This is a genomic window from Bacillus sp. FSL K6-1284 (genome assembly GCF_038002625.1).
GTDB classification, from domain to species: domain Bacteria; phylum Bacillota; class Bacilli; order Bacillales; family Bacillaceae; genus Bacillus; species Bacillus paralicheniformis.
In genome coordinates this window covers 1,353,785-1,372,501 of the sequence record NZ_JBBOCW010000001.1, presented here as the reverse complement: position 1 = coordinate 1,372,501, position 18,717 = coordinate 1,353,785, and the positions used below count along the sequence as shown (strand labels likewise).

Sequence of the window (18,717 nt, the reverse complement as noted above, 5' to 3'; positions counted from 1 at the left end):
TTTCATCTTTCAAACGGACTCGTTAACGTAGCGTCCGCTTTCCGCCTTTTCCGCAACACGGCGGTTCAGCGTTGTTTTTCGCTTCTTTTCCAAGACCCGCCTAAAAGCCGCAGTCTGGTTTTCCTCTCTTTTTTCGACTTCGCGGTAGGCGCGCTCGCTTGGGATATTGGCGGTTTTTTGTATATGCGCATAGTTCGATTTTTGGCTGATGCTGCGATTGGCGTACTGTGTATATTGATCATGATGGACAGGCGGCAAATATCCCATTCGATCTCCTCCTCATCAGCTTTAATTCCCAAAAATCTACTGTTTTAAACGGTTTTCATTTGATATGATAGACGTTGTCTCATAACACTAGACGATTACCCATTAATTGGAGGACCTCTTTTTGAAATGCGCCCGATTCAATAACCGAGACATTCATATACATACATATTCGAGAGAACACCTGCAATTCCTCTTTGATGAAGCAAGAAAAGACAGAATCACGTGTAAACATTGCGGCTTGCCTCTCAGACTGAAATTGTCGATTCATGAAGAACCACATTTTTTCCACCGGGAAAACGGGGATTTTTCTCAATGTGAAGCAGCTTGCTTAAACGAGAAGACAGAGCAAACCAGACAGAACGACTATACAGAAAGCGGCGTGTTCCGTCTCCCGAAAGGCAAAGCGATCGGAGAGGAAAAGAAGACGGATGCGAACTTCTGGACGCCGCCTCGCGAAGCTTCCCTCCATTCTCCTTTCTCCCCAGCGGAAGAAACGGCCCCGGAACCGGTCTTTCCGAATGTGCCGCTGAATGAGAAACAGCTTGCCGCCGTGACGGCCCCCGAAGAACCCCTTCTCGTTCTGGCCGGCGCGGGAAGCGGAAAAACACGGGTATTAACCGCGCGAGCGGCTTATATGATATCCCGGCTCGATATCCCGCCTTCCGCCATTTTGCTCGTCACATTCACGACAAAAGCCGTGAAAGAAATGAAAGAGCGGATGGCCTCGCAATACGGATTGCCGATGCAGACTGTGAACCGCCTCGTGACAGGCACCTTCCACAGCTTTTTCTACAAAATTCTTTATCACCATGATCCGGCAAGATGGAATGGCGAGCACCTGCTGAAATGGGAATGGCAAAAAGAACAATACATCAAAATGGCCCTTGCCGAAGAAGGGCTTGATGAAAAAGATTTTCCGGTTGATCAGGCGATCCAGCAGATCGGCTACTGGAAGAACGCTTATCTTCCGGGCGAACAGATTCCGCTGGAAGACGAATGGGAAAAGCGGGTTCACCGGCTGTACCGTCAATATGAAGAACAAAAAGCTGCGCGGCGCCAATTCGATTTCGACGATATGGCATCTGCATGCTGGCAGCTGTTTCAAGAACAGCCAGACATTTTAAAACGATATCAGACGCGCTTTCACGCGATTTTGATCGACGAATTTCAGGACATTAACCCTGTTCAGTATGCCATCATCAAGCTGTTGGCGAGCCCGGAAAACAACCTGACCTGTGTCGGGGATGATGACCAGTCAATCTACGCGTTCAGAGGCAGCAGCCCTTCTTTTATACTCGATTTTGAAAAAGATTATCCGAAGGCGAAAACGGTCCGCCTCACGACGAATTACAGATCGAGCCATCCGATTGTGGCAAGCGCCGATATGGTCGTGAGGAAAAATAAAAAGCGTTTTCCGAAAACATTAAGTGCCGCGAGAGATGACCGCCAAAAACCGCTTATATTTTATCCTTATGATGAAGAGGAAGAAGCGATTATGATCGTCTCTGATATCCAAGAAAAAATTGAAATGGGCGCTAAGCCTGATGACTTCGCCATCCTATACCGAACAAACAGCAGCGGGCGCGCAATCTTTGAACGTCTGCACCAGTCGGCTATTCCGTACACGGCTGAACAAGGCGTCCGGTCGTTTTACAGCAGGAGAATCGTCCGGCAGATGCTGGCTTATCTCTACTTAAGCCAAAATCAGGATGACGCGGAAGCCGTCAAACAGATTTTACCCGCCCTCTTTCTCAAGCAGTCCGCATTAAATACGCTTAAAGCGCTCTCGATTACCGAAGATTGCACGATGGTTCACGCGCTTGAAAAACTAACCGACATCAAACCGTTTCAACTTGATAAAATAAAGAAAATCGTTCCTTTTTTCACAGGCTTAAAAACGATGAAACCGGTTGAAGCGATCTCTTTCGCAGAGGAAAAAATGGGCTTTTCCGATTACCTGAAAAAGCGCGGTAACGAAGGAAACAAGCTCGAAAAAGGGTCTGACGATCTGCGGGATCTCAAAACAGCGGCAAAAAAATTCAAAACGATCCCCGAATTTCTTGAGCATGTCGATCATATGAGAGCAGCGGAAAAGCAAAAAGCTGACGGATACGGTGTTCAGCTTTTAACAATCCACCGTGCGAAAGGGCTTGAATTCAAAACGGTCTATATCCTGGGGGTGCAGGACGGCTCGATTCCGCATGACTTTGCCCTTGAGACAGCGAGAAAAGGCGATGAAACCGCTCTTGAAGAAGAGCGGAGGCTGCTGTATGTCGCCATGACCCGGGCCGAGGACCGCCTGTATATCAGCGTCCCTTCCGTCAGAAGGGGCAGAACGGCATACCGCTCAAGGTTTTTGCAGCCTGTTTTACGCCCGAATCCCCAGGTCCAGCTGCAATAAAAGACACCGTGCCCTCCTTTTATCGGAAGGCGCGGTGTTTATTTTTTGCTGTTCATCATTTTCGCGATCGTGTTGAAATCCATTTTTTCCTTGCCGCTTACAATGGATTCAACAATCTTATCTTCCATTTCCTGCGGAACCCGTTTGTTCGCCAATTTAGCGACGCGCTTAATCACGCTGCGGACCGTTTTTTCATCCTTGAAGTTGGCATTTTGCAGCGAATTTGCGAGCTGCATGACGTCATTCATGCTGACGCCCGTTTTCTTTTCGATGTTTTTGAAAAATTGATTGTCCATACCTATGCCTCCTTTTTGGGAGTGATACGCTATCTTATGCATCTTTGAAAAGCCTTGTGCTTTTCCCGTTCAAAAAGAAGAGGGCCCGGCACACATGCCGCCGCCCTCTTCGCTTCAACTCAAAAACTAATATTTAAAAGAAGCGCCGACAATAATGAGAAGAATAAACAAGACAACGATCAATACAAACGTTGAACCATAGCCGCCGCCATAGCCTCCGCTGTAGCCGCCGCCGTAGCCTCCGCCACAAAAGCCCATCTAAAGCACCTCCTTTTCTCCCTACACGATATGACAGTTGATAGGATTCGCTTGGATTGATGCATAGGGCTTCCGTGGATTATTTATAGATGCCCGGCAGACTCACGTCCTCTCCCAGCCATTTTTCAGCATTTTCTGCAAACGCTTCGACCTGCCTGCCGAACTGTTCGGCAGAACGGTCAAATGTCTCCAGTTCCTTCTGCTGCTCAAAGATCACCCGGTCATGGCCGGCTTGCGTTTGATCGTGCTTGCGGCATATTGATTCAACCAGCTGTTCAAATACATTCATCGCTTTTCCCCCTTATGATGGTGTATGCATCAGAAGAAAAATTGGCAACAAAAAAACCGGACTGTATCCGGCTTTTTTTGATATTAATAGGTTCTCTTTTTTTTGCCGCATCCGCAGCCTTTTTTCTTCACTTTTTTTGAGAAAGTGGACTGATGATTGCTGGAAGCGTTCGTTAATCGGCCTTGCTGCCTTCTTTTCACTTGTCTCATTGCATTCCTTCCTTTCTCATGCTTATACGCCATTATATGAGTCTTCTTTTCATAAGTTGCCAATGATAAATCCCCATTCAATCGAGCCATTTGGACACGATCGTTTCCAGTACCCCAGCAAGGCCTGCTATGGCAAGCAGAAGAATCAGCCATTCGGCAATGGTCGGAACAAATGCGTAAAGAACAAGCAAAAACGCGGTACACCACACACCCGTGCACCAATAACAGCTCAACAGCTCGCCGATCCACGCTCTCACGCCTTTTCCTTTCATGACAAGATACGTCTCGGTCTCTCCCGTTTTTTCGTTTTTTTCTTCAACCTCTTCGTGAAACAGGCTTCTAAACGGCGCCATGATCGTATCAAACACGACCAGCCGTGTCAGCCGAAATACCGCGATAGAAAATAGAATATATAAAAGCCAGCTTTGTATCACAGGGCTCCCCCTTTCCTGCTTCCAAATATATGCCGGAACCGCCTTGCCTAAAACAGCAAATTTGGGTGCTGAAATGTATGTTTTCCTCATTCCGCTAAGTTACCGGTCTGCATTTAATAAAGTGTGGATAAGAAAGGAGTGAAAGTTATGTCGTTTCATGAAAAAGCCGAAGCGCTGTACGCAGAAACATTTGACGAATTATACCGGGAATATGACCAGCTCATTGAAGTGATTGATTCCGAACATGTCACTGTAAACACGGCAAACATAACAGCAGCTCTCTCTTTACAAGCCACTGTGATCTCTTTGACGATTTTATCGGCTCAGCTTGCGATCGAAGACGAGGATACAGCAGACATCGTAACAGAACATGTTTTAGCCGTACACAGGCTGCAAAGTAGGAGAAGAGTCATCATCAAAGTCATCGGCAGCCGCAATGTCACCATTACGCTTTCCTCGCTGGAGATCCTGCTTTCCGTCCAAGTTTTAACCGAAGTGCTGATCGCGCTTATCACAGAGCTTGACATACTTTAAGCCTTCCTTTCTTTCTAATATTTTTTGAGAAATTGAGGTGAAAAACAATTGGCAGATCGCGAAAAGCTTAAAGCGGAAGTAAATCCGCTGACAAATACGCTTGTGCAAAATATCCTTAGAAAACACGGCGTTTCAAAAGACAATGTGCGAACGCTGTCTGAGGAAGAAAAAGAAAACATCTTAAAAATACTCGAAGATTTAAAGGCGCAGTCCGAGGCTCTCATCCAGCGGCAGCAGGAAAAGAAGAAAGAAGCGAACAATGAATCATCATCACAATCCGAAGAACGCCCGAGACGAAGAAGAGAACGTTCAGGTAAAAATAAATTAAGAGAAAAGCTGAGACAAAGAAGGCAGCAGGAGAACACCGCCCAAACCGAAGAAAAAAATGGGGATTTGGAGTAGGGTATCTGCCATATACAAGTTCGAGCCTTCAAACATTTAATAATAGTAAATGGAAGGAGGAAAACAAATGGAAACTAGACCATATTCTTGGGTTGCGCTAGATCCAGAATGCGAGCATCCGGGAACTGAGTATTATCCGAGACACCCTAAGAAACACGTTTGTGACGATTACAACTGCAAGTGCGGTAAACACGATGCATTTATCAATCAGGAGCTCGACCAGCTCAACCTGAACAAACAGCTGTCAGATGAGACAATCATCATCAAGGATTCTTGCGATATCCGAGTCTCTACAGAGGATACTCAAGTTGTCGCATCTGTTATGACTGCGGTGCAGACGGCAATTGTTACAATCGTTCTGGCAATCATTGACGATGCTGATCTTGCCGAGCTTGTATCACAAGACTTGCTGCAGGTAACAGCAAACAAGCAAACAAACCGTCAAAAATTAATTATCGACAATTCACGCGATGTCACAGTTACAACAGAAGATACCGATGTCGCCGTCTTGGTCTCTACAGCTGTCCAAACGCTTACCGTTGTTATCGCAACACTTATCGTCGGACTCCTTTAATACAAAAAAGCAGAGCCATCAAGCTCTGCTTTTCTTCATTTTTATAGACGATTACCCACACCAACAAGGGCACGGGTACATATGTTGTTAAAGACTAAAGTCAAATATCCCTATAAAAAGGAGCTGAAATCCATGAGCTGCGGAAAACATCATGGCCGGCATGAAAATTGTGTATGCGATGCAGTAGAACAGATTATAAAAGAACAGGATGCAGTTGAAGAAACATGTCCGACGAGCTGCTTCGGCAATCTGCTGAATCCGACGATTTCCGGTAAAGACACCATTCCGTTCCTTATATACGACAAAAAAGGCGGTTTGTTTTCAACATTTGGAAATGTCGGCGGATTTTCAGATGATATGCAGTGCTTTGAATCGATTTTCTTCCGGGCAGAAAATCTAAAAGATTGCTGTGCAACGCTTTCAATCCTGAGGCCTGTGGACATAAACGGCGACACATTAAGCGTCTGCCATCCTTGTGACCCTGACTTTTTCGGGCTTGAAAAAACGGACTTTTGCATCGAGGTTGACTTGACTTGTTTCTGCGCGATTCAATGTCTGTCACCTGAACTAGTTGATCGCGCAGCAGACAAAAAACACAATCAGCACCACGGTTAAAAGGTGTCGGGCTGCATCAAGCCAATATGATCGGCTTGATGCCAGTCTTTTCACGAAAGCTGCCGGCTTTCGGCAGCTCCTTTTACCAATAGAAAAGCCAGGCCGAAAAACGAAATTTTAAATCCTGAACTAGGAGGGATCATAACATGACGAAATGTTCAGCCGAAAATTGCGTGTGCGAAGCCGTTGAAAACATTCACGACCTGCAGAACGCCATTGAGGAAGAAGGCTGCCCGACAAGCTGTTTCAGCAACCTGCTTTCCCCTTCGAGACACTTAGGCGACACCATTCCGTTTATTATATACACTTCAAAGTCTAAGCCGTTCGTAGCGTTTGGAAATGTCGGAGAGCTTCAGGCAGGCCCTTGCTTCAGCACCGTGTTTTTCAGAGTTGAAAAGATTGACGACTGCTGCGCTACATTGAGACTGTTGATTGCCTTTGATGAAAATCGCCGCGTTCTCGATTTCACAGAAGATAAAGACAAAATTTGCGATGTGTTCCGCTTGGAAAAAACAAATTTCTGCATTGAAGTGGATCTGGAATGCTTCTGTGCGATCGAATGCTTAAATCCGCAACTGATCAATCGTTCAAATTAAAAAGTCCCTGAATCGGGACTTTTTTTATTGTGTAGTTTAAAAGCCAAGCGGGTGCAAGGAAGTAATACTCTCGATCTGCAGTTCCGCCGGAGCCCCTTTGCTCGACGTTTTGACAAATACGGAACCGCCTTTCTTTCCGGCGATCGTTCCTCTGTATGTCTTCCCGTCTGCTTCAATGAGACAAAGGGTTTTCGGCATATTGCCGGGAAGGCTTGCCAAAAAGTCGATTTTCTCGGCGATGGTCATCTTGCTGAGCGGCTTTTTAATCGGTTTGACTCCTTTTTCGGACCGATTCGCCTCATCGCTAAGCACCGCTTCGGCGCCGTCTTTTTCGTCTGGCCGGACGGCTTCATCCTGCTGTTCCTTTCGCCGGGCTTTTTGTTCGGAAGCGTCGGGCTTTGCTTTCTTCTTTCTTTTAATCAGAATATCCTGCATATTCGCCTCTGCCTTATCATAGTCCGGCTGCACAATATACATGAGCGGCTTTTGCTCCGCATCGTTTTTTCTGCTAGACATCTTGATCCCTCCGATCTGTTCATGGTATATCTATATGCAAAAAAGGAGAAATCAGAAGAAAAGAAAAAGCAATCCTTTAGCGGATTGCTTTCAGCGTGTCGACAAACCCTCGCATTCGTTGTCAGGCCTGCGCGTCGGTGCTCACGAATAGGAGAAGGATCGGCCGCTAATCGCCCAGGCGTCCTGCCTGAACGCCGCCGTCATCACCTCCTGTGAAAGTCCGCTCCGATGCTCGGCCTTCCTAGACTGCAAAGGTTTTCAATCACGCTGAAGGGATGACAAAATCCCAAAACAAAAAGTCGTTTTGGGATTTTGTCAACAATCTGTAAGCAATCCTTTAACGGATTGCTTTTTAGCGTTATTTTATCGCGCGATGATATGATAGCCTGAATCAACATGCAGATTTTCGCCGGTCATGCCGCGGGAAAGGTCGCTGAACAGGAAAGCAGCCGTGTCGCCGACTTCTTCCGGAGTCGTCGTGCGGCGAAGCGGTGCGCGTTCTTCGATTTCTTTTAAAATCGAGTTGAAGTCGCTGATTCCTTTTGCGGACAATGTCCGGATCGGCCCTGCGGAAATGCTGTTGACGCGGATTCCGTCTTTTCCGAGATCGCTCGCCAAGTATTTGACGCTGGCATCAAGCGATGCTTTCGCAACACCCATGACATTGTAATTGGAAACAACGCGCTCGCCGCCAAGGTATGTCAGCGTGACGATGCTTCCGCCTTCAGTCATAATGCCGCGCGCCGCTTTAGCGACCGCTGTCAGTGAGTAAGAGCTGATATTGTGTGCGAGCAGAAAACCGTCGCGGGTGGTATTTAAGTATTCTCCAGCCAAGTCTTCTTTGTTTGCGAAAGCGATGCAGTGTGCAATGCCGTGGATGACCCCGACTTCTTTTTTGATGTCGGCGAAGCACGCTTCAATTTCCTGGTCATTTGTGACATCACAAGGAAGTACGATTGAATCGTTCCGCTCCAAAGAATCGGCCAGCTCCTTGACCGATTTTTCAAGCCGCTCACCCGCATACGTAAAAATCAGTCTTGCGCCTGCATTGTGAAGCGAGCGGGCGATTCCCCAAGCGATGCTTCGTTTATTTGCTACACCCATGACGACGATATTCCGGCCTTCCAGTGATAAATTCATATGTATGAAATCCTCCTAATGATTAACATTTTATTAGTACCTGATCATAATATATAGTATCACAATTAATAGCAGGCTGACAATTTCAGAATATAAAAAGCGGCAGAGACCGTTTTTGATGTCTGCCGCGATATTAATTCATTTTTATTGCGGAACTACAGTTCCAACCCTGCATTGGATATCTTTTGATATGCAAAATGGTTGGTCGGTCCGTGGCCGGCTCCGAAATCAAGGCTGTGTGCAACCGCTTCGTGGACGAAAGCCTCAGCGATGCGGAAAGCTCCTTGAATGCCGTTTCCTTTCGCTGTTTGCGCGGTAAGAGCGGCGGCAAATGTGCAGCCTGTTCCATGGGTATTTTTCGTCTTAATATAGGTGTTCGTTTTTTCCGTGAACACCTCTCCATCGAAGAGGAGATCGGTTACTTTGCCATCCTCGGGCTGATGCCCTCCCTTGATGATAATGTTGCGGACGCCCATTTCATGCAATTCACGAGCCGCTTTTTTGCGGTCTTCCATTGTTTGAATGCTTCTCCCTGTCAGCACTTCGGCTTCGGGTATGTTCGGCGTTACCGCATAAGCAAGCGGAAGCAAGCGCCGTTTCAATGTTTCAACTGCTTCCTCATTCAATAGTGAAGCGCCGCCTTTGGCGATCATGACAGGATCGACAATCACACGTTTAAGCTCGTATGTTGCAATTTTTTCAGCAATGACCTCAATCATCTCCGCGCTCCACAGCATCCCTGTTTTCACGGCGTCAGGTTTTAAATCTTCCGCCACTGCATCAATCTGCGTGCCGAGTGCTTCCGGAGATAGCGGGTAGACGCCGTGAACCCCTGTTGTATTTTGCGCAGTGACCGCTGTCAAAGCCGTCATGCCGAAGACGCCAAGCTCCTGAAATGTTTTAATGTCGGCTTGAATGCCGGCGCCGCCTCCTGAATCCGACCCGGCGATTGTTAATGCTTTGTATATGCTCATGATGTTTGCACTCCCTTCGGCCTTTAGCCAATCCACCTGTGATATATCGTTTTCGCGCGATTGATATCGTTCGTTCCGTGAATCAAAGCGCGTCCGTCCCGAAAAATCACGAACTTAAAATCCTCCGTACGGCAAGATAATAAATAAGGATTTCCCGTCACATCCAAACCGGCTTTTTTTAATCTGGCGGCAAGCGGCTCCAGCTCCGGCGGCTGTTCCGCGGCCGGCCTGATCTGAACCGTTTGTCTGCCGCAAAGAACGGCTGCTTTTGTTTCGTTTTCAGCTGAAAGAAACGGAAACTCGCCTTTTCCGCACGTCGGACACGAGCCATGTTTAAGCGCGTCAGCCCGGACTTCAGAGCGCTCATTTGTCCAAATATCAAATGAGCGAAGCATTCCTGACGGTTCATGCCCGGTCAGCAGCTTCAGGGCATCTGTTACCTGGTAAGCGGCAACCTGCTGAACAACCGGACCGATCACCCCTGCTGTGTCGCACGTCATGGTATTCGCGGGCAAATGCCCCAAAAGACAGTGAAGGCACGGCGTTTTCCCCGGAATGACGGTATATGTGATGCCATAGCTTGCGACACACGCGCCGTACAGAAAAGGGATGCCTAACTTGACCGCCGCATCGTTCATGATCAGCCGCGTTTCAAAATTATCGGTCGCATCGACGATCAGGGACGCTTTCTCCGCAAGCTCGAGCGCTTTTTCCGCGGTAACATCTGCTACAATGCCGGTCACTTGAACAGAGCTGTTGATCAGGCGCAGCCTTTTTTCGGCAGCGGCTGCCTTTGGCATATGATCAACCACATCCTGTTCCGTATAGAGCTGCTGGCGCTGGAGATTGCTCCATTCCACATAATCCCTGTCGGCAATCGTCAGCGAACCGACTCCGGCCCTCACCAGCATTTCTGCGCTGGCCGCACCCAATGCCCCCGCACCGATCACCAGGACACGGGCGCGACTTAATTTTTCCTGGCCGTCCGGTCCGATCGGGTGAAAAAGCTCCTGTCTTGAATACCTGCCGGTCAAATCGTCAACTTCCCTTCTTCAGGACTGCTGGCGATGCCGTAGTTCTTTTCCGGAATTCGTCCGGCAAGGTATCCGAGTCTGCCCGCTTCAACGGCGAGCTTCATAGCCTTCGCCATTTGGACCGGATCTTTCGCCCCGCTCACTGCCGTGTTCAAAAGCACTCCGTCAGCGCCGAGTTCCATTGCGTATGCCGCATCTTTCGGAGAACCGATTCCGGCATCCACGATTACGGGAACCTTAGCCTGTTCAATGATGAACGACAGGTTAAGCGGATTGACGATTCCCTGTCCCGAACCGATTGGAGAGGCCCCGGGCATAATGGCGTGTACGCCGAGCTCTTCAAGCTTTCTCGCAAGGACGACATCGTCCGATGTATACGGCAGCACAATGAAGCCTTCTTCAAGCAAGGCTTCTGACGCCTTCAGCGTTTCTACCGGGTCAGGCAGAAGCGAACGGTCACATCCGATCACTTCGACTTTGATCATGTCGCAAAGACCGCTCGCTTTAGCAAGCTTGGCGATCCGGACGGCTTCCTCAGCCGTTTTTGCTCCGGCCGTATTCGGCAAAAGCGTATAACGGCTTAAATCAAGCTGCTCCAAAAAATTAGGCTGAGACTCTTCAAAAATATTCATCCGTCTGACGGCAAAGGTCAGGATCTCCGATTCAGATGCACTGACAGCCTCTTTTTGAATTTCAAATGACGGATACTTCCCTGTGCCGAGCAATAATCTCGATGAGAATTGACGATCTGCGATTTTTAACATAACGGTTTATCCCCCTCCGACAAAATGAACGATTTCGATGACATCGTGTTCTTCCAGTTTGACTGTTTGATATTGGTCTTTTCCGATAATCTGCCTGTTTCTTTCAACAACGACAACACGATTTTCCAAACTGTAGGATGCGAGCAAATCGTAAATCGTGCCGCCGTCATCTCTCCACTCTATTTTCCGGCCGTTGAGCTGAATGTTCACCTGTGCACAGCCTCCTTTCGCTCCGCTTTAAACGCCTCGGCCCACTCTGTTTTGACCGGATTGCCGAGGATCATGTCAGCTATCATCTCACCGGTTGCAGGTGCCAGGAGGATGCCGTTTCTGAAATGTCCGGCAGCAAACAATATCCGGTCATTTTCAGGGTGTCTGCCGATATATGGATTGCCATCCCCTGTTTCCGGGCGCAATCCGGCCCAGCATTGGTCGATGTTCATGGATTCAATGTCAGGGAGCATCGACTTGGCCTTTCGGATCAACTCCTCGATTCCGCCAAGTTCCGGCTGTTCATTCCAATCCCCGGGCTTCATTGTCGCGCCGACGACAAGCTTTCCGCTATGGCGCGGAACGATGTAGCAATGATCATGGTAAAGCGTCCTCGTCAAAGGGATGCCGTCATTCCACACAGACAGGCACTCCCCTTTGACAGGATAAAAGCTTTTGTCTATGCCGATCTGTTTAAAGAAAGCACCGCTCCACACACCGCTTGCAATGACAACGTGCTCCGCCTCCGCGGTGCATGAAGCAGCAGTGACGCGGACAGCCCCCGCTTCAGATTCGATCGATAAAACGGGGGTAAACTCGAAGACATCTGCACCGAGAATCCGGGCCCCCCTGGCAAATGCCCTGCACACTGCGGCCGGTTCGACATGGATGTCGTCCCGAATGAAATTAGCGCCGAGAATCCCTTTTCCGGCATGCGGTTCCAGCTCATATACTTCAGCGGCTTCAAGCCATTCCACTGAATCCAGTGCAGCCATTTGCATCAGGTGTTCGCGGTCGCTTTCTGAAAATGCCAGCTTTAATATCCCTCCGTCATGCTTTCTGATATCGATGCCGCTTATGTCTTTCAATTCGCCCGTCAGCCGCTGATAGGCTTTTTGGCTGGCTCTGGCAAATTCGAAAAAGGTACCGGGTTTATCGCATTCCGCATGGGCGCCGAGCATGCCCGCCGCCGCGCTCGTCGCTTTTTTGCCGACTTCTCCGCTTTCAAACACGGCCGTTTTTTTCCCCGCTTTCGCAAGATGGTAAGCGATGGATGTCCCGATGATGCCTCCGCCGATCACGATCGTATCATAGCGCTTTCTCATATGAATCTCCCTTCGCGAGACAGGCAAGCCGCGCGGCCGCCTCATCCGGTCTGTCATGGGAAAAGATCCCCGACATCACGGCGATGCCGTCTGCCATTTTGACTTCCGCCAGTCGTTGTTCGGTAATACCCCCGATCGCAATGACCGGAATGCGGACAGCCGCCTTCACTTCAGCCAGACTGAGAGCCCCTCTTCCTTTCCGGCCCTTTTTACAGTCCGTTTCAAAAATGTGGCCGAACAGCACGTAATCTGCACCTTCAGTTTCAGCCTGAACCGCTTCTTCTGGCGAATGGACGGACTTTCCGATTTTCAAATGCGGAAAACGGCTCCTCACACTTTTGACGGAAAAGCCGTGTGAAGGCAGTTGAACCCGGTGAATGTGATGAAACAAAGCGATATCCACCCTGTCGTTGATGATCAGTTTCCGCTTATCAACCCCTTCTTCGGCAAGGTGGTTGATTAAACTTGATATTTCACTTACTTTTTTTGATCTTTCCCTGATATGGATAAAGTCAACGGCATTTTGAATCGAGATGATTTTTGCAGCAAGCTCTTCCACAGAGTGCTTGTCATCGGTGATCGCGTGCAGATGCAAGCTGATCCACCCCGCTTTTTGACCAGCTTTCTTTTTGGTAGGCCATATCCCAGAAGCTGTATTCGTAGAAGCTGGAGATGACGAAGTTCTCCTTCATCTTCGCGCGCGTTTTCTCATCGGCGTTTTCAGCCAGCTCATCGAAGCGGTTGATCTGTTCTGTCACAAGTTCTTTAAACCAGTCGCCTCCGTATGTCGCTATCCATTCCTGATAAATCGCGCTGTCAGGCCTGCACGTTTTTAACGTCTCACCGACGTCATAATAGAGCCAATAGCAAGGAAGCAAAGCGGCCAGTATTTCCGCAAAACTGCCGCTCACGACAGAACGGTACATATGCGATGTGTACGCATACGCTGTCGGCGACGGCTGAAACGACTCCAGTTCTTCCTTTGTGATTCCCAATAGATCGGTGAATTTCCTATGGAGCGACATCTCGGCTTCATATGTGCCTTTCGCGTGTTCAGCCATCCGGCTTGTCGTATATAAATCGCGAGCATATGCCGCACCAAAGGATTGGACTTTGGCAAAGTGGGTCAAATAGTAGGAATCCTGCATGACATAGTATTTAAATCGATCAACCGGAAGTGTACCGTCTCCAATCCCTTGAATAAACGGATGGACAAAACTGCCTTCCCACCATTTTGCAGCGCTGTTTCGGCATTCTTCTGAAAACTTCATTTCGAGGCTCCTCCTTCGATTCTGAACATAAAAAAACCACTTTCCCGCAAGGAAAGTGGTTTGGAATTTGCATAAATACATACTCAAATACCGTGCCACTTCCCTACGCAGGTTTGAACCTGTTCAGGTTATGAGGGTCTAAAAGTCACACTTTTATCTCAGCCCTTATCAAGGACTCCCCTAGTGGAAAACATTTCTTGTTCATTCAGTTTATACTTTTATCTTATCACGAATTGCAAAATGGTCAAGCATCAGTCTCCAAGCGTTTTTCTCAATTCCGCAATATATTCGCGCGAACCGGTGGCGATCAGCCTGTCACCCAATTGCAGCCTTGTATCCCCGTGGGGCACGATGCTGTCCACCCCGCGGAAAATTCGGACGAAGATAACATCTCCCGTAAACGGAAACTCCCTTAACAGAACACCGTCAAATCGCTCATTGCTCATATTGATCTGATACAGCGACGCATCCTGGTTCGTCAGGAGTTTCATAACGCCAGGCGCCTCGATAAGCGCGCGCAGCAGCGTTTTTGTAGAAAGCAGAATGGAGAATGTATCAATTCCGTTATCTTTCAGTCTGGATTCGGCGTCTGGAGAATCTGCGCTTGCGATAATTCTCGCGACTTTCTGCTCCTTCGCAAAAAGCGCGATCCCTGTATTGCGCTCTTCGCTGCCAGTGGCCACGACGAGTATATCCGTTTGGAAAACGCCGAATGATTGAAGCGTCTCGTATTCATAATCAGGCAAAACTTCAACATCAAACACCGGGTCCGCCAGATTTTCTTCCTTTTTTTCCTGCCGGACATGCAGGATTCTGACGTGATAATCTTCCGGAGAAAGTTCGAGCGTGACTGGCAGCGTCATTTGATTTGCGCCGATAAAGGTGATCGTCTTTTTCTCTTTTTCGCTTTCCGTTTTCGGCATTAATTTTTTAAAGCCGGTCGGTGTGATGATGCATGTAATGACAGCGACCAGAATCAGCGCGCCGGACATCTGCGCGTCAATGACGCCGATGCGCTCGCCGATCGTTGTCGCCGCGATCACCAAAGAAAGCGTGGAAGTCAGGAGAAAACCGGAAGCCAGCACGGTTTTCATGTCATACCACTTTTTCAAAAACAGCACCGGAACGACTTTGCTGATTAACAGAGCCACAAACAGAAGCGGGATCATCACTAAAATTTTCGGATTGCCAAACAGCGACCAAATGTCCAATTTGACGCCTGTCATCACAAAGAAGATCGGGATGAGGAATCCGTATCCGAATGAATCGAGCTGCTGAACGAGCTCCTTGTTCGGCGAAAGCAGCGAAACAAGCACCCCGGCCAAAAACGCGCCAAGTATGTTTTCTGCACCGAGCGACTCGGACAGCGCCACAAGTACGATGATCAGCGTAAATATCGCCCTTGTGCCGATCTGGATCGTTCCTTTTGACAGCACTTCGACAAAAGGCCGCTTTTTAAATACCCTTCCGAACAGGTATAAAACGACGCCGGCGGCAAATAAGATCATCAGCAGCCACATATTGCTGTTTTCGTCCCCGTAGATTGAGGCGAACACTGCAAGCAGAATCATCGTGACAAGATCGGCAATGACGGCGACAAGCAAAATAATCTGGCCGATATTCGTCTTCATGAGACGCTCTTCTTTCAGCGTCGGAACGACAACCCCGAGCGAAATTGTCGAAATGATCAGCGTCATTAAAAAGGCGTTGTCAATAAATCCTGCCATGACAAAGCTGTAAGAAAGGCCGAGCGATAAAATAAAGACGGCAATAAAGATGACCGAAGCCGTTTTAAATGTATTCGGCGCTTCCTTTCCGCTTGGAAGCAGCTGCTTTTTCTTTCCTTTTTCAAATGCGGAAAAATCGATTTCAAGCCCGCTTAAAAACATTAAAAAGATAAATCCGAGCATCGATAAAGTTTCGAGCCATGTATCGTGCTGGGCGACCAGATCGAACCCGCTTTTTCCGATAATAAGACCCATGATAATTTCAGCGACAACCACCGGTATGCTTAACCTGAAACGGTGCAGCAGGATGGGCGTTAAAAATGCGATAATCAGTACGACAACTAAAGATGAGACAGATGTGTGCTCCATAAACTGGTACCTCCTCTAAAACCGGTTTCCGGGTATGATTAGCGTTCCCTTTTTTAAAAATAAAAGGGACATCTTTTTAGACATTTTCATGTGGGAAAAGAACCGTCTGAACTCTTTTCTCACAGGTGTAAAAATCGATTTTAACAATGCTCGCTCAGAAAAAAAAGTAATTTGCCTGATTTTCTCCGACGAAAGTCGCTGAAGCTTTATCTGGGCAATGTATATACATACGCAGACAGGAGGCAGAAAACGCATGAAATATGATGTAATTGGCGATATTCACGGGTGCTATGACGAAATGATTGCGCTGATTGAAAAGCTCGGTTACTCGCTGTCATCGAGGTTTCCCGTTCATCCGGAAAACAGAACACTTGTCTTTCTCGGGGATTTAACAGACAGAGGGCCAAAATCGCTGGAGGTCGTTGATTTTGTAGGACGGGCCGTTGAAGAAGGAGCTGTGCGATATGTGCCCGGCAATCACTGCAATAAGCTGTACCGTTTTTTCAAAGGCAATCCGGTGAAGCTGCAGCACGGGCTGGAGACGACGGCGGCCGAATACAGAAACCTTCCGAAACATAAACAGAAGGATATCAGAGACCTTTTCATGCGCCTTTATGAAAACGCCTCGCTTTATGAGATCCTCCATAACGGCGAACTTGTCGTCGCACATGCCGGCATCAAAGCGGAAGACATCGGCAAAAAGCCTGTCGGAAAAGTAAAACAGTTTGTGCTATACGGAGATATTACAGGAGAAACGCTGCCTGACGGACGGCCGGTCAGGCGGGACTGGGCCGCTCATTACAAAGGCGATCCGTGGGTGGTATACGGCCACACTCCTGTCAAACGTCCGCGAATGATACATCATACGATCAATATCGATACCGGTTGTGTATTCGGCAACAGGCTGACCGCTTTCAGATACCCCGAACTGACAACCGAATCTGTCCCCTCTTCATTGCCTTATGATGAGTCAAGATTCCGTATGGAGCCATAAAAAAAGAGAGCTTAATTCAGCTCTCTATCAACTGACTCATATCATGCGGAACCGGCGCTTGAAACGTCAGCTCTTCCATTGTGAAGGGATGAAAAAACGTCAGCGTCTCACTGTGGAGCGCCTGCCGATTGATGAAGCCGCGGGTTCCTCCGTACAGCGTATCACCGCACAAAGGATATCCGATATGACTCATGTGAACTCGGATCTGATGGGTTCTCCCGGTTTCCAGACGGATGGAGACATCCGTCATACCGCTGAAGCGCCTGTTCACCCAAAAATGCGTCACCGCTTTTTGCCCGTCGGGGATCACCGCACGCTCGATGATGCTCGATGATTTTCTGCCGATTGGCGCATCGATCGTTCCCTGCTCTTCTGCGATCAAACCGTGGACGACCGCCCGATATTGCCGTTTGACGGCTCCCTTTTTTTGCAGTCCCGATAAAAGCGAGTGGGCGAAGCGGTGCTTGGCTACAAGCATGACACCCGATGTGTCGCGGTCAAGCCTGCTCACCAGGTGAACGGTCGCGCGGACGCCCGTCCGCTGGTAATAATGAATCAGACCGTTCGCCAAGCTGCCTGATGGATGCTCGCGCGAGGGAATCGACGACAGGCATGGCTGTTTATTTAATACGAGGACATGGTCATCTTCGAACAAAATATCAAGCGGGATTTCTTCCGGGCGCAAAGATTCGCTCATTTTTTCCGGAGGGAACTGTATGACGAGCTCGTCCCCTTTTTGAAGAACGTATCTGACCGTTACATGCCCGCCGTTTACCAAAAGATCCCCGCCGCCGAATTTGATGTCCGTCAGCATCCTTTTTGAAATGCCCAGCCGCTGGACGTATTCTTTCAAAAGAACCCCGCTGTCCTCTTCTGTTATGATCTGTTTCATCAAAAAATCGCTCACAGCAAACCTTCCTATTCTCCTTTTCCGATAAAGGAATCCTGGACCCTTTTCCAAAACGGAAACGGCCGAAAGCGGGCAAACCTGATATTTTCGTTTGCGACGCGGCATTGAATTGACTTGACGTCTTTATGCAGCAATGTCAAATGGTCAATCGCGACTTGAAACGTCACATCATTAATCGGTTTAATTAAACAAGTGTGGTGCTCAGGCAGAATGAGCGGCGATCCGACCGTCCGAAACACCCGGTTGTTGATCGACGCCATTTCAGCCAGCTGGACCGCTCTGATGGACGGATGAATAATCGCACCGCCGAGCGCCTTGTTATATGCTGTGCTTCCCGATGGGGTCGATAAGCAAAGGCCGTCGCCGCGGAACGTTTCGAAAAGTTCCCCTTTAATTTCGACATCTGTCACAAGCGTCCCTTCGATGCTCTTGATCGTACATTCGTTCAGCGCCAAATATCTCGCTTCATCGCTGCCGTCATTGTAGCGGACGATAACTTCCAAAACCGGATATTCAACAATTTGATACGGCGTTTTCGCAATCGCGATCACGAGTTTTTCAATCTCGGTCGGCACCCAGTCGGCATAAAAGCCGAGATGTCCTGTATGAACCCCGACAAAAGCCGTTTTGTCGAGGCGGCCGCTGTATTTGTGAAATGCGTATAAAAGCGTTCCGTCACCGCCGACGGAAATGACGATATCCGGCTCTTCTTCATCGCATTCAAGACCGAAGTCGAGCAGATATGTTTGAATTTTGCTTTTTAATGAATCGGAAACATCATTTCCTTTGGACGATACCGCAAACTTCATCATTCCATCTCCTTTCCC

The 18,717-nt window shown here is 48.4% G+C and carries 25 protein-coding genes and 1 riboswitch; of the genes, 7 read left to right on the top strand and 18 right to left on the bottom strand.

What is annotated here, in order from left to right:
* Nucleotides 1–9: 9 nt before the first annotated feature.
* A complete protein-coding gene (locus MHB72_RS06980) occupies nt 10–267 on the bottom strand; it encodes a hypothetical protein (protein WP_216920317.1) in 258 nt (85 codons plus the stop codon).
* Nucleotides 268–388: 121 nt separating this feature from the next.
* Between MHB72_RS06980 and MHB72_RS06975 the strand changes: the two genes are divergently transcribed.
* On the top strand, nt 389–2,668 hold the full coding sequence (locus MHB72_RS06975) for an ATP-dependent helicase (RefSeq protein WP_216920316.1): 2,280 nt from the start codon (nt 389–391) through the stop codon (nt 2,666–2,668).
* Between the two features lie 38 nt (nt 2,669–2,706).
* Here MHB72_RS06975 and MHB72_RS06970 read toward each other — a convergent pair whose 3' ends face one another.
* The 5 genes from MHB72_RS06970 to MHB72_RS06950 form a co-directional block, all read right to left on the bottom strand.
* Nucleotides 2,707–2,964, bottom strand: coding sequence for a stage VI sporulation protein F (locus tag MHB72_RS06970; protein ID WP_003180710.1), 258 nt, complete (start codon nt 2,962–2,964; stop codon nt 2,707–2,709).
* 126 nt (nt 2,965–3,090) lie between these two features.
* The gene (locus MHB72_RS06965) at nt 3,091–3,222 is read right to left on the bottom strand and encodes a YjcZ family sporulation protein (protein WP_020450965.1); all 132 of its coding nucleotides are present in this window, start codon (nt 3,220–3,222) and stop codon (nt 3,091–3,093) included.
* Between the two features lie 79 nt (nt 3,223–3,301).
* Nucleotides 3,302–3,511 carry a hypothetical protein gene (locus MHB72_RS06960; RefSeq protein WP_020450964.1) on the bottom strand — a complete coding sequence of 70 codons (210 nt, stop codon included), beginning with the start codon at nt 3,509–3,511 and terminating at the stop codon, nt 3,302–3,304.
* Nucleotides 3,512–3,594: 83 nt separating this feature from the next.
* Nucleotides 3,595–3,720, bottom strand: coding sequence for a hypothetical protein (locus tag MHB72_RS06955; RefSeq protein ID WP_254926386.1), 126 nt, complete (start codon nt 3,718–3,720; stop codon nt 3,595–3,597).
* Between the two features lie 77 nt (nt 3,721–3,797).
* A complete protein-coding gene (locus tag MHB72_RS06950) occupies nt 3,798–4,154 on the bottom strand; it encodes a DUF1360 domain-containing protein (RefSeq protein ID WP_003180704.1) in 357 nt (118 codons plus the stop codon).
* A gap of 147 nt (nt 4,155–4,301) precedes the next feature.
* Between MHB72_RS06950 and MHB72_RS06945 the strand changes: the two genes are divergently transcribed.
* The 5 genes from MHB72_RS06945 (at nt 4,302) to MHB72_RS06925 (ending at nt 6,875) form a co-directional block, all read left to right on the top strand.
* Complete coding sequence (locus tag MHB72_RS06945) at nt 4,302–4,688, top strand: spore coat protein (RefSeq protein WP_003180700.1); 387 nt, start codon at nt 4,302–4,304, stop codon at nt 4,686–4,688.
* A 48-nt stretch (nt 4,689–4,736) separates the two neighbouring features.
* Nucleotides 4,737–5,090 (top strand): hypothetical protein, encoded by a 354-nt coding sequence (locus tag MHB72_RS06940; protein ID WP_003180698.1) that lies wholly within the window; start codon nt 4,737–4,739, stop codon nt 5,088–5,090.
* 67 nt (nt 5,091–5,157) lie between these two features.
* On the top strand, nt 5,158–5,664 hold the full coding sequence (locus MHB72_RS06935) for a spore coat protein (RefSeq protein ID WP_003180696.1): 507 nt from the start codon (nt 5,158–5,160) through the stop codon (nt 5,662–5,664).
* 132 nt (nt 5,665–5,796) lie between these two features.
* The gene (locus MHB72_RS06930; protein WP_216920314.1) at nt 5,797–6,279 is read left to right on the top strand and encodes a CotY/CotZ family spore coat protein; all 483 of its coding nucleotides are present in this window, start codon (nt 5,797–5,799) and stop codon (nt 6,277–6,279) included.
* Between the two features lie 146 nt (nt 6,280–6,425).
* On the top strand, nt 6,426–6,875 hold the full coding sequence (locus MHB72_RS06925) for a CotY/CotZ family spore coat protein (protein WP_216920312.1): 450 nt from the start codon (nt 6,426–6,428) through the stop codon (nt 6,873–6,875).
* Nucleotides 6,876–6,911: 36 nt separating this feature from the next.
* Here the strand turns inward: MHB72_RS06925 and MHB72_RS06920 are convergent, their stop codons facing one another.
* The 10 genes from MHB72_RS06920 to MHB72_RS06875 form a co-directional block, all read right to left on the bottom strand.
* Nucleotides 6,912–7,391 (bottom strand): CotO family spore coat protein, encoded by a 480-nt coding sequence (locus tag MHB72_RS06920; protein WP_003180690.1) that lies wholly within the window; start codon nt 7,389–7,391, stop codon nt 6,912–6,914.
* A gap of 363 nt (nt 7,392–7,754) precedes the next feature.
* Complete coding sequence (gene fabI / locus MHB72_RS06915) at nt 7,755–8,531, bottom strand: enoyl-ACP reductase FabI (protein WP_003180687.1); 777 nt, start codon at nt 8,529–8,531, stop codon at nt 7,755–7,757.
* Between the two features lie 155 nt (nt 8,532–8,686).
* Nucleotides 8,687–9,505: a bifunctional hydroxymethylpyrimidine kinase/phosphomethylpyrimidine kinase gene (gene thiD / locus MHB72_RS06910; RefSeq protein ID WP_025811630.1), complete on the bottom strand. Its 819-nt coding sequence runs from the start codon at nt 9,503–9,505 to the stop codon at nt 8,687–8,689.
* Nucleotides 9,506–9,528: 23 nt separating this feature from the next.
* Nucleotides 9,529–10,539, bottom strand: a complete 1,011-nt coding sequence (locus tag MHB72_RS06905) for a thiazole biosynthesis adenylyltransferase ThiF (RefSeq protein WP_020450958.1) — start codon at nt 10,537–10,539, stop codon at nt 9,529–9,531.
* Entirely contained in the window at nt 10,536–11,303 is a 768-nt protein-coding gene (locus MHB72_RS06900; RefSeq protein WP_020450957.1) for a thiazole synthase, read from the bottom strand. Before MHB72_RS06900 ends, MHB72_RS06905 begins: the two co-directional genes overlap by 4 nt.
* A 6-nt stretch (nt 11,304–11,309) precedes the next feature.
* Nucleotides 11,310–11,513: a sulfur carrier protein ThiS gene (gene thiS / locus MHB72_RS06895; RefSeq protein WP_020450956.1), complete on the bottom strand. Its 204-nt coding sequence runs from the start codon at nt 11,511–11,513 to the stop codon at nt 11,310–11,312.
* Nucleotides 11,510–12,619 (bottom strand): glycine oxidase ThiO, encoded by a 1,110-nt coding sequence (gene thiO, locus MHB72_RS06890; RefSeq protein WP_216920310.1) that lies wholly within the window; start codon nt 12,617–12,619, stop codon nt 11,510–11,512. The genes thiS and thiO overlap by 4 nt, the downstream gene beginning before the upstream one ends.
* Complete coding sequence (gene tenI / locus MHB72_RS06885) at nt 12,603–13,214, bottom strand: thiazole tautomerase TenI (protein WP_216920309.1); 612 nt, start codon at nt 13,212–13,214, stop codon at nt 12,603–12,605. Before tenI ends, thiO begins: the two co-directional genes overlap by 17 nt.
* Complete coding sequence (gene tenA, locus MHB72_RS06880) at nt 13,189–13,890, bottom strand: thiaminase II (protein ID WP_020450953.1); 702 nt, start codon at nt 13,888–13,890, stop codon at nt 13,189–13,191. Before tenA ends, tenI begins: the two co-directional genes overlap by 26 nt.
* Before the next feature lie 83 nt (nt 13,891–13,973).
* Nucleotides 13,974–14,082: riboswitch (TPP riboswitch) on the bottom strand.
* A 59-nt stretch (nt 14,083–14,141) separates the two neighbouring features.
* Nucleotides 14,142–15,986: a monovalent cation:proton antiporter family protein gene (locus MHB72_RS06875; protein ID WP_023856670.1), complete on the bottom strand. Its 1,845-nt coding sequence runs from the start codon at nt 15,984–15,986 to the stop codon at nt 14,142–14,144.
* Nucleotides 15,987–16,239: 253 nt separating this feature from the next.
* Between MHB72_RS06875 and prpE the strand changes: the two genes are divergently transcribed.
* Nucleotides 16,240–16,980 carry a bis(5'-nucleosyl)-tetraphosphatase PrpE gene (gene prpE, locus MHB72_RS06870; RefSeq protein ID WP_216920308.1) on the top strand — a complete coding sequence of 247 codons (741 nt, stop codon included), beginning with the start codon at nt 16,240–16,242 and terminating at the stop codon, nt 16,978–16,980.
* A gap of 16 nt (nt 16,981–16,996) precedes the next feature.
* On the opposite strand, the gene MHB72_RS06865 is transcribed toward prpE, so the two are convergent.
* Together MHB72_RS06865 and MHB72_RS06860 are read right to left on the bottom strand one after the other, a co-directional pair.
* Entirely contained in the window at nt 16,997–17,872 is an 876-nt protein-coding gene (locus tag MHB72_RS06865; RefSeq protein ID WP_020450950.1) for an RluA family pseudouridine synthase, read from the bottom strand.
* Nucleotides 17,873–17,898: 26 nt separating this feature from the next.
* Nucleotides 17,899–18,699 (bottom strand): NAD kinase, encoded by an 801-nt coding sequence (locus MHB72_RS06860; protein ID WP_023856668.1) that lies wholly within the window; start codon nt 18,697–18,699, stop codon nt 17,899–17,901.
* Nucleotides 18,700–18,717 lie beyond the last annotated feature (18 nt).

What these genes read in the sequence shown, in the direction of transcription:
- MHB72_RS06980 (WP_216920317.1), bottom strand. Translation starts at nt 267, where the DNA reads ATGGGATATTTGCCGCCTGTCCATCATGATCAATATACACAGTACGCC.
- MHB72_RS06970 (WP_003180710.1), bottom strand. Translation starts at nt 2,964, where the DNA reads ATGGACAATCAATTTTTCAAAAACATCGAAAAGAAAACGGGCGTCAGC.
- MHB72_RS06965 (WP_020450965.1), bottom strand. Translation starts at nt 3,222, where the DNA reads ATGGGCTTTTGTGGCGGAGGCTACGGCGGCGGCTACAGCGGAGGCTAT.
- MHB72_RS06960 (WP_020450964.1), bottom strand. Translation starts at nt 3,511, where the DNA reads ATGAATGTATTTGAACAGCTGGTTGAATCAATATGCCGCAAGCACGAT.
- MHB72_RS06955 (WP_254926386.1), bottom strand. Translation starts at nt 3,720, where the DNA reads ATGAGACAAGTGAAAAGAAGGCAGCAAGGCCGATTAACGAACGCTTCC.
- MHB72_RS06945 (WP_003180700.1), top strand. Translation starts at nt 4,302, where the DNA reads ATGTCGTTTCATGAAAAAGCCGAAGCGCTGTACGCAGAAACATTTGAC.
- MHB72_RS06935 (WP_003180696.1), top strand. Translation starts at nt 5,158, where the DNA reads ATGGAAACTAGACCATATTCTTGGGTTGCGCTAGATCCAGAATGCGAG.
- MHB72_RS06930 (WP_216920314.1), top strand. Translation starts at nt 5,797, where the DNA reads ATGAGCTGCGGAAAACATCATGGCCGGCATGAAAATTGTGTATGCGAT.
- MHB72_RS06925 (WP_216920312.1), top strand. Translation starts at nt 6,426, where the DNA reads ATGACGAAATGTTCAGCCGAAAATTGCGTGTGCGAAGCCGTTGAAAAC.
- MHB72_RS06920 (WP_003180690.1), bottom strand. Translation starts at nt 7,391, where the DNA reads ATGTCTAGCAGAAAAAACGATGCGGAGCAAAAGCCGCTCATGTATATT.
- fabI (WP_003180687.1), bottom strand. Translation starts at nt 8,531, where the DNA reads ATGAATTTATCACTGGAAGGCCGGAATATCGTCGTCATGGGTGTAGCA.
- thiD (WP_025811630.1), bottom strand. Translation starts at nt 9,505, where the DNA reads ATGAGCATATACAAAGCATTAACAATCGCCGGGTCGGATTCAGGAGGC.
- MHB72_RS06900 (WP_020450957.1), bottom strand. Translation starts at nt 11,303, where the DNA reads ATGTTAAAAATCGCAGATCGTCAATTCTCATCGAGATTATTGCTCGGC.
- thiO (WP_216920310.1), bottom strand. Translation starts at nt 12,619, where the DNA reads ATGAGAAAGCGCTATGATACGATCGTGATCGGCGGAGGCATCATCGGG.
- tenA (WP_020450953.1), bottom strand. Translation starts at nt 13,890, where the DNA reads ATGAAGTTTTCAGAAGAATGCCGAAACAGCGCTGCAAAATGGTGGGAA.
- MHB72_RS06875 (WP_023856670.1), bottom strand. Translation starts at nt 15,986, where the DNA reads ATGGAGCACACATCTGTCTCATCTTTAGTTGTCGTACTGATTATCGCA.
- prpE (WP_216920308.1), top strand. Translation starts at nt 16,240, where the DNA reads ATGAAATATGATGTAATTGGCGATATTCACGGGTGCTATGACGAAATG.
- MHB72_RS06865 (WP_020450950.1), bottom strand. Translation starts at nt 17,872, where the DNA reads ATGAAACAGATCATAACAGAAGAGGACAGCGGGGTTCTTTTGAAAGAA.
- MHB72_RS06860 (WP_023856668.1), bottom strand. Translation starts at nt 18,699, where the DNA reads ATGAAGTTTGCGGTATCGTCCAAAGGAAATGATGTTTCCGATTCATTA.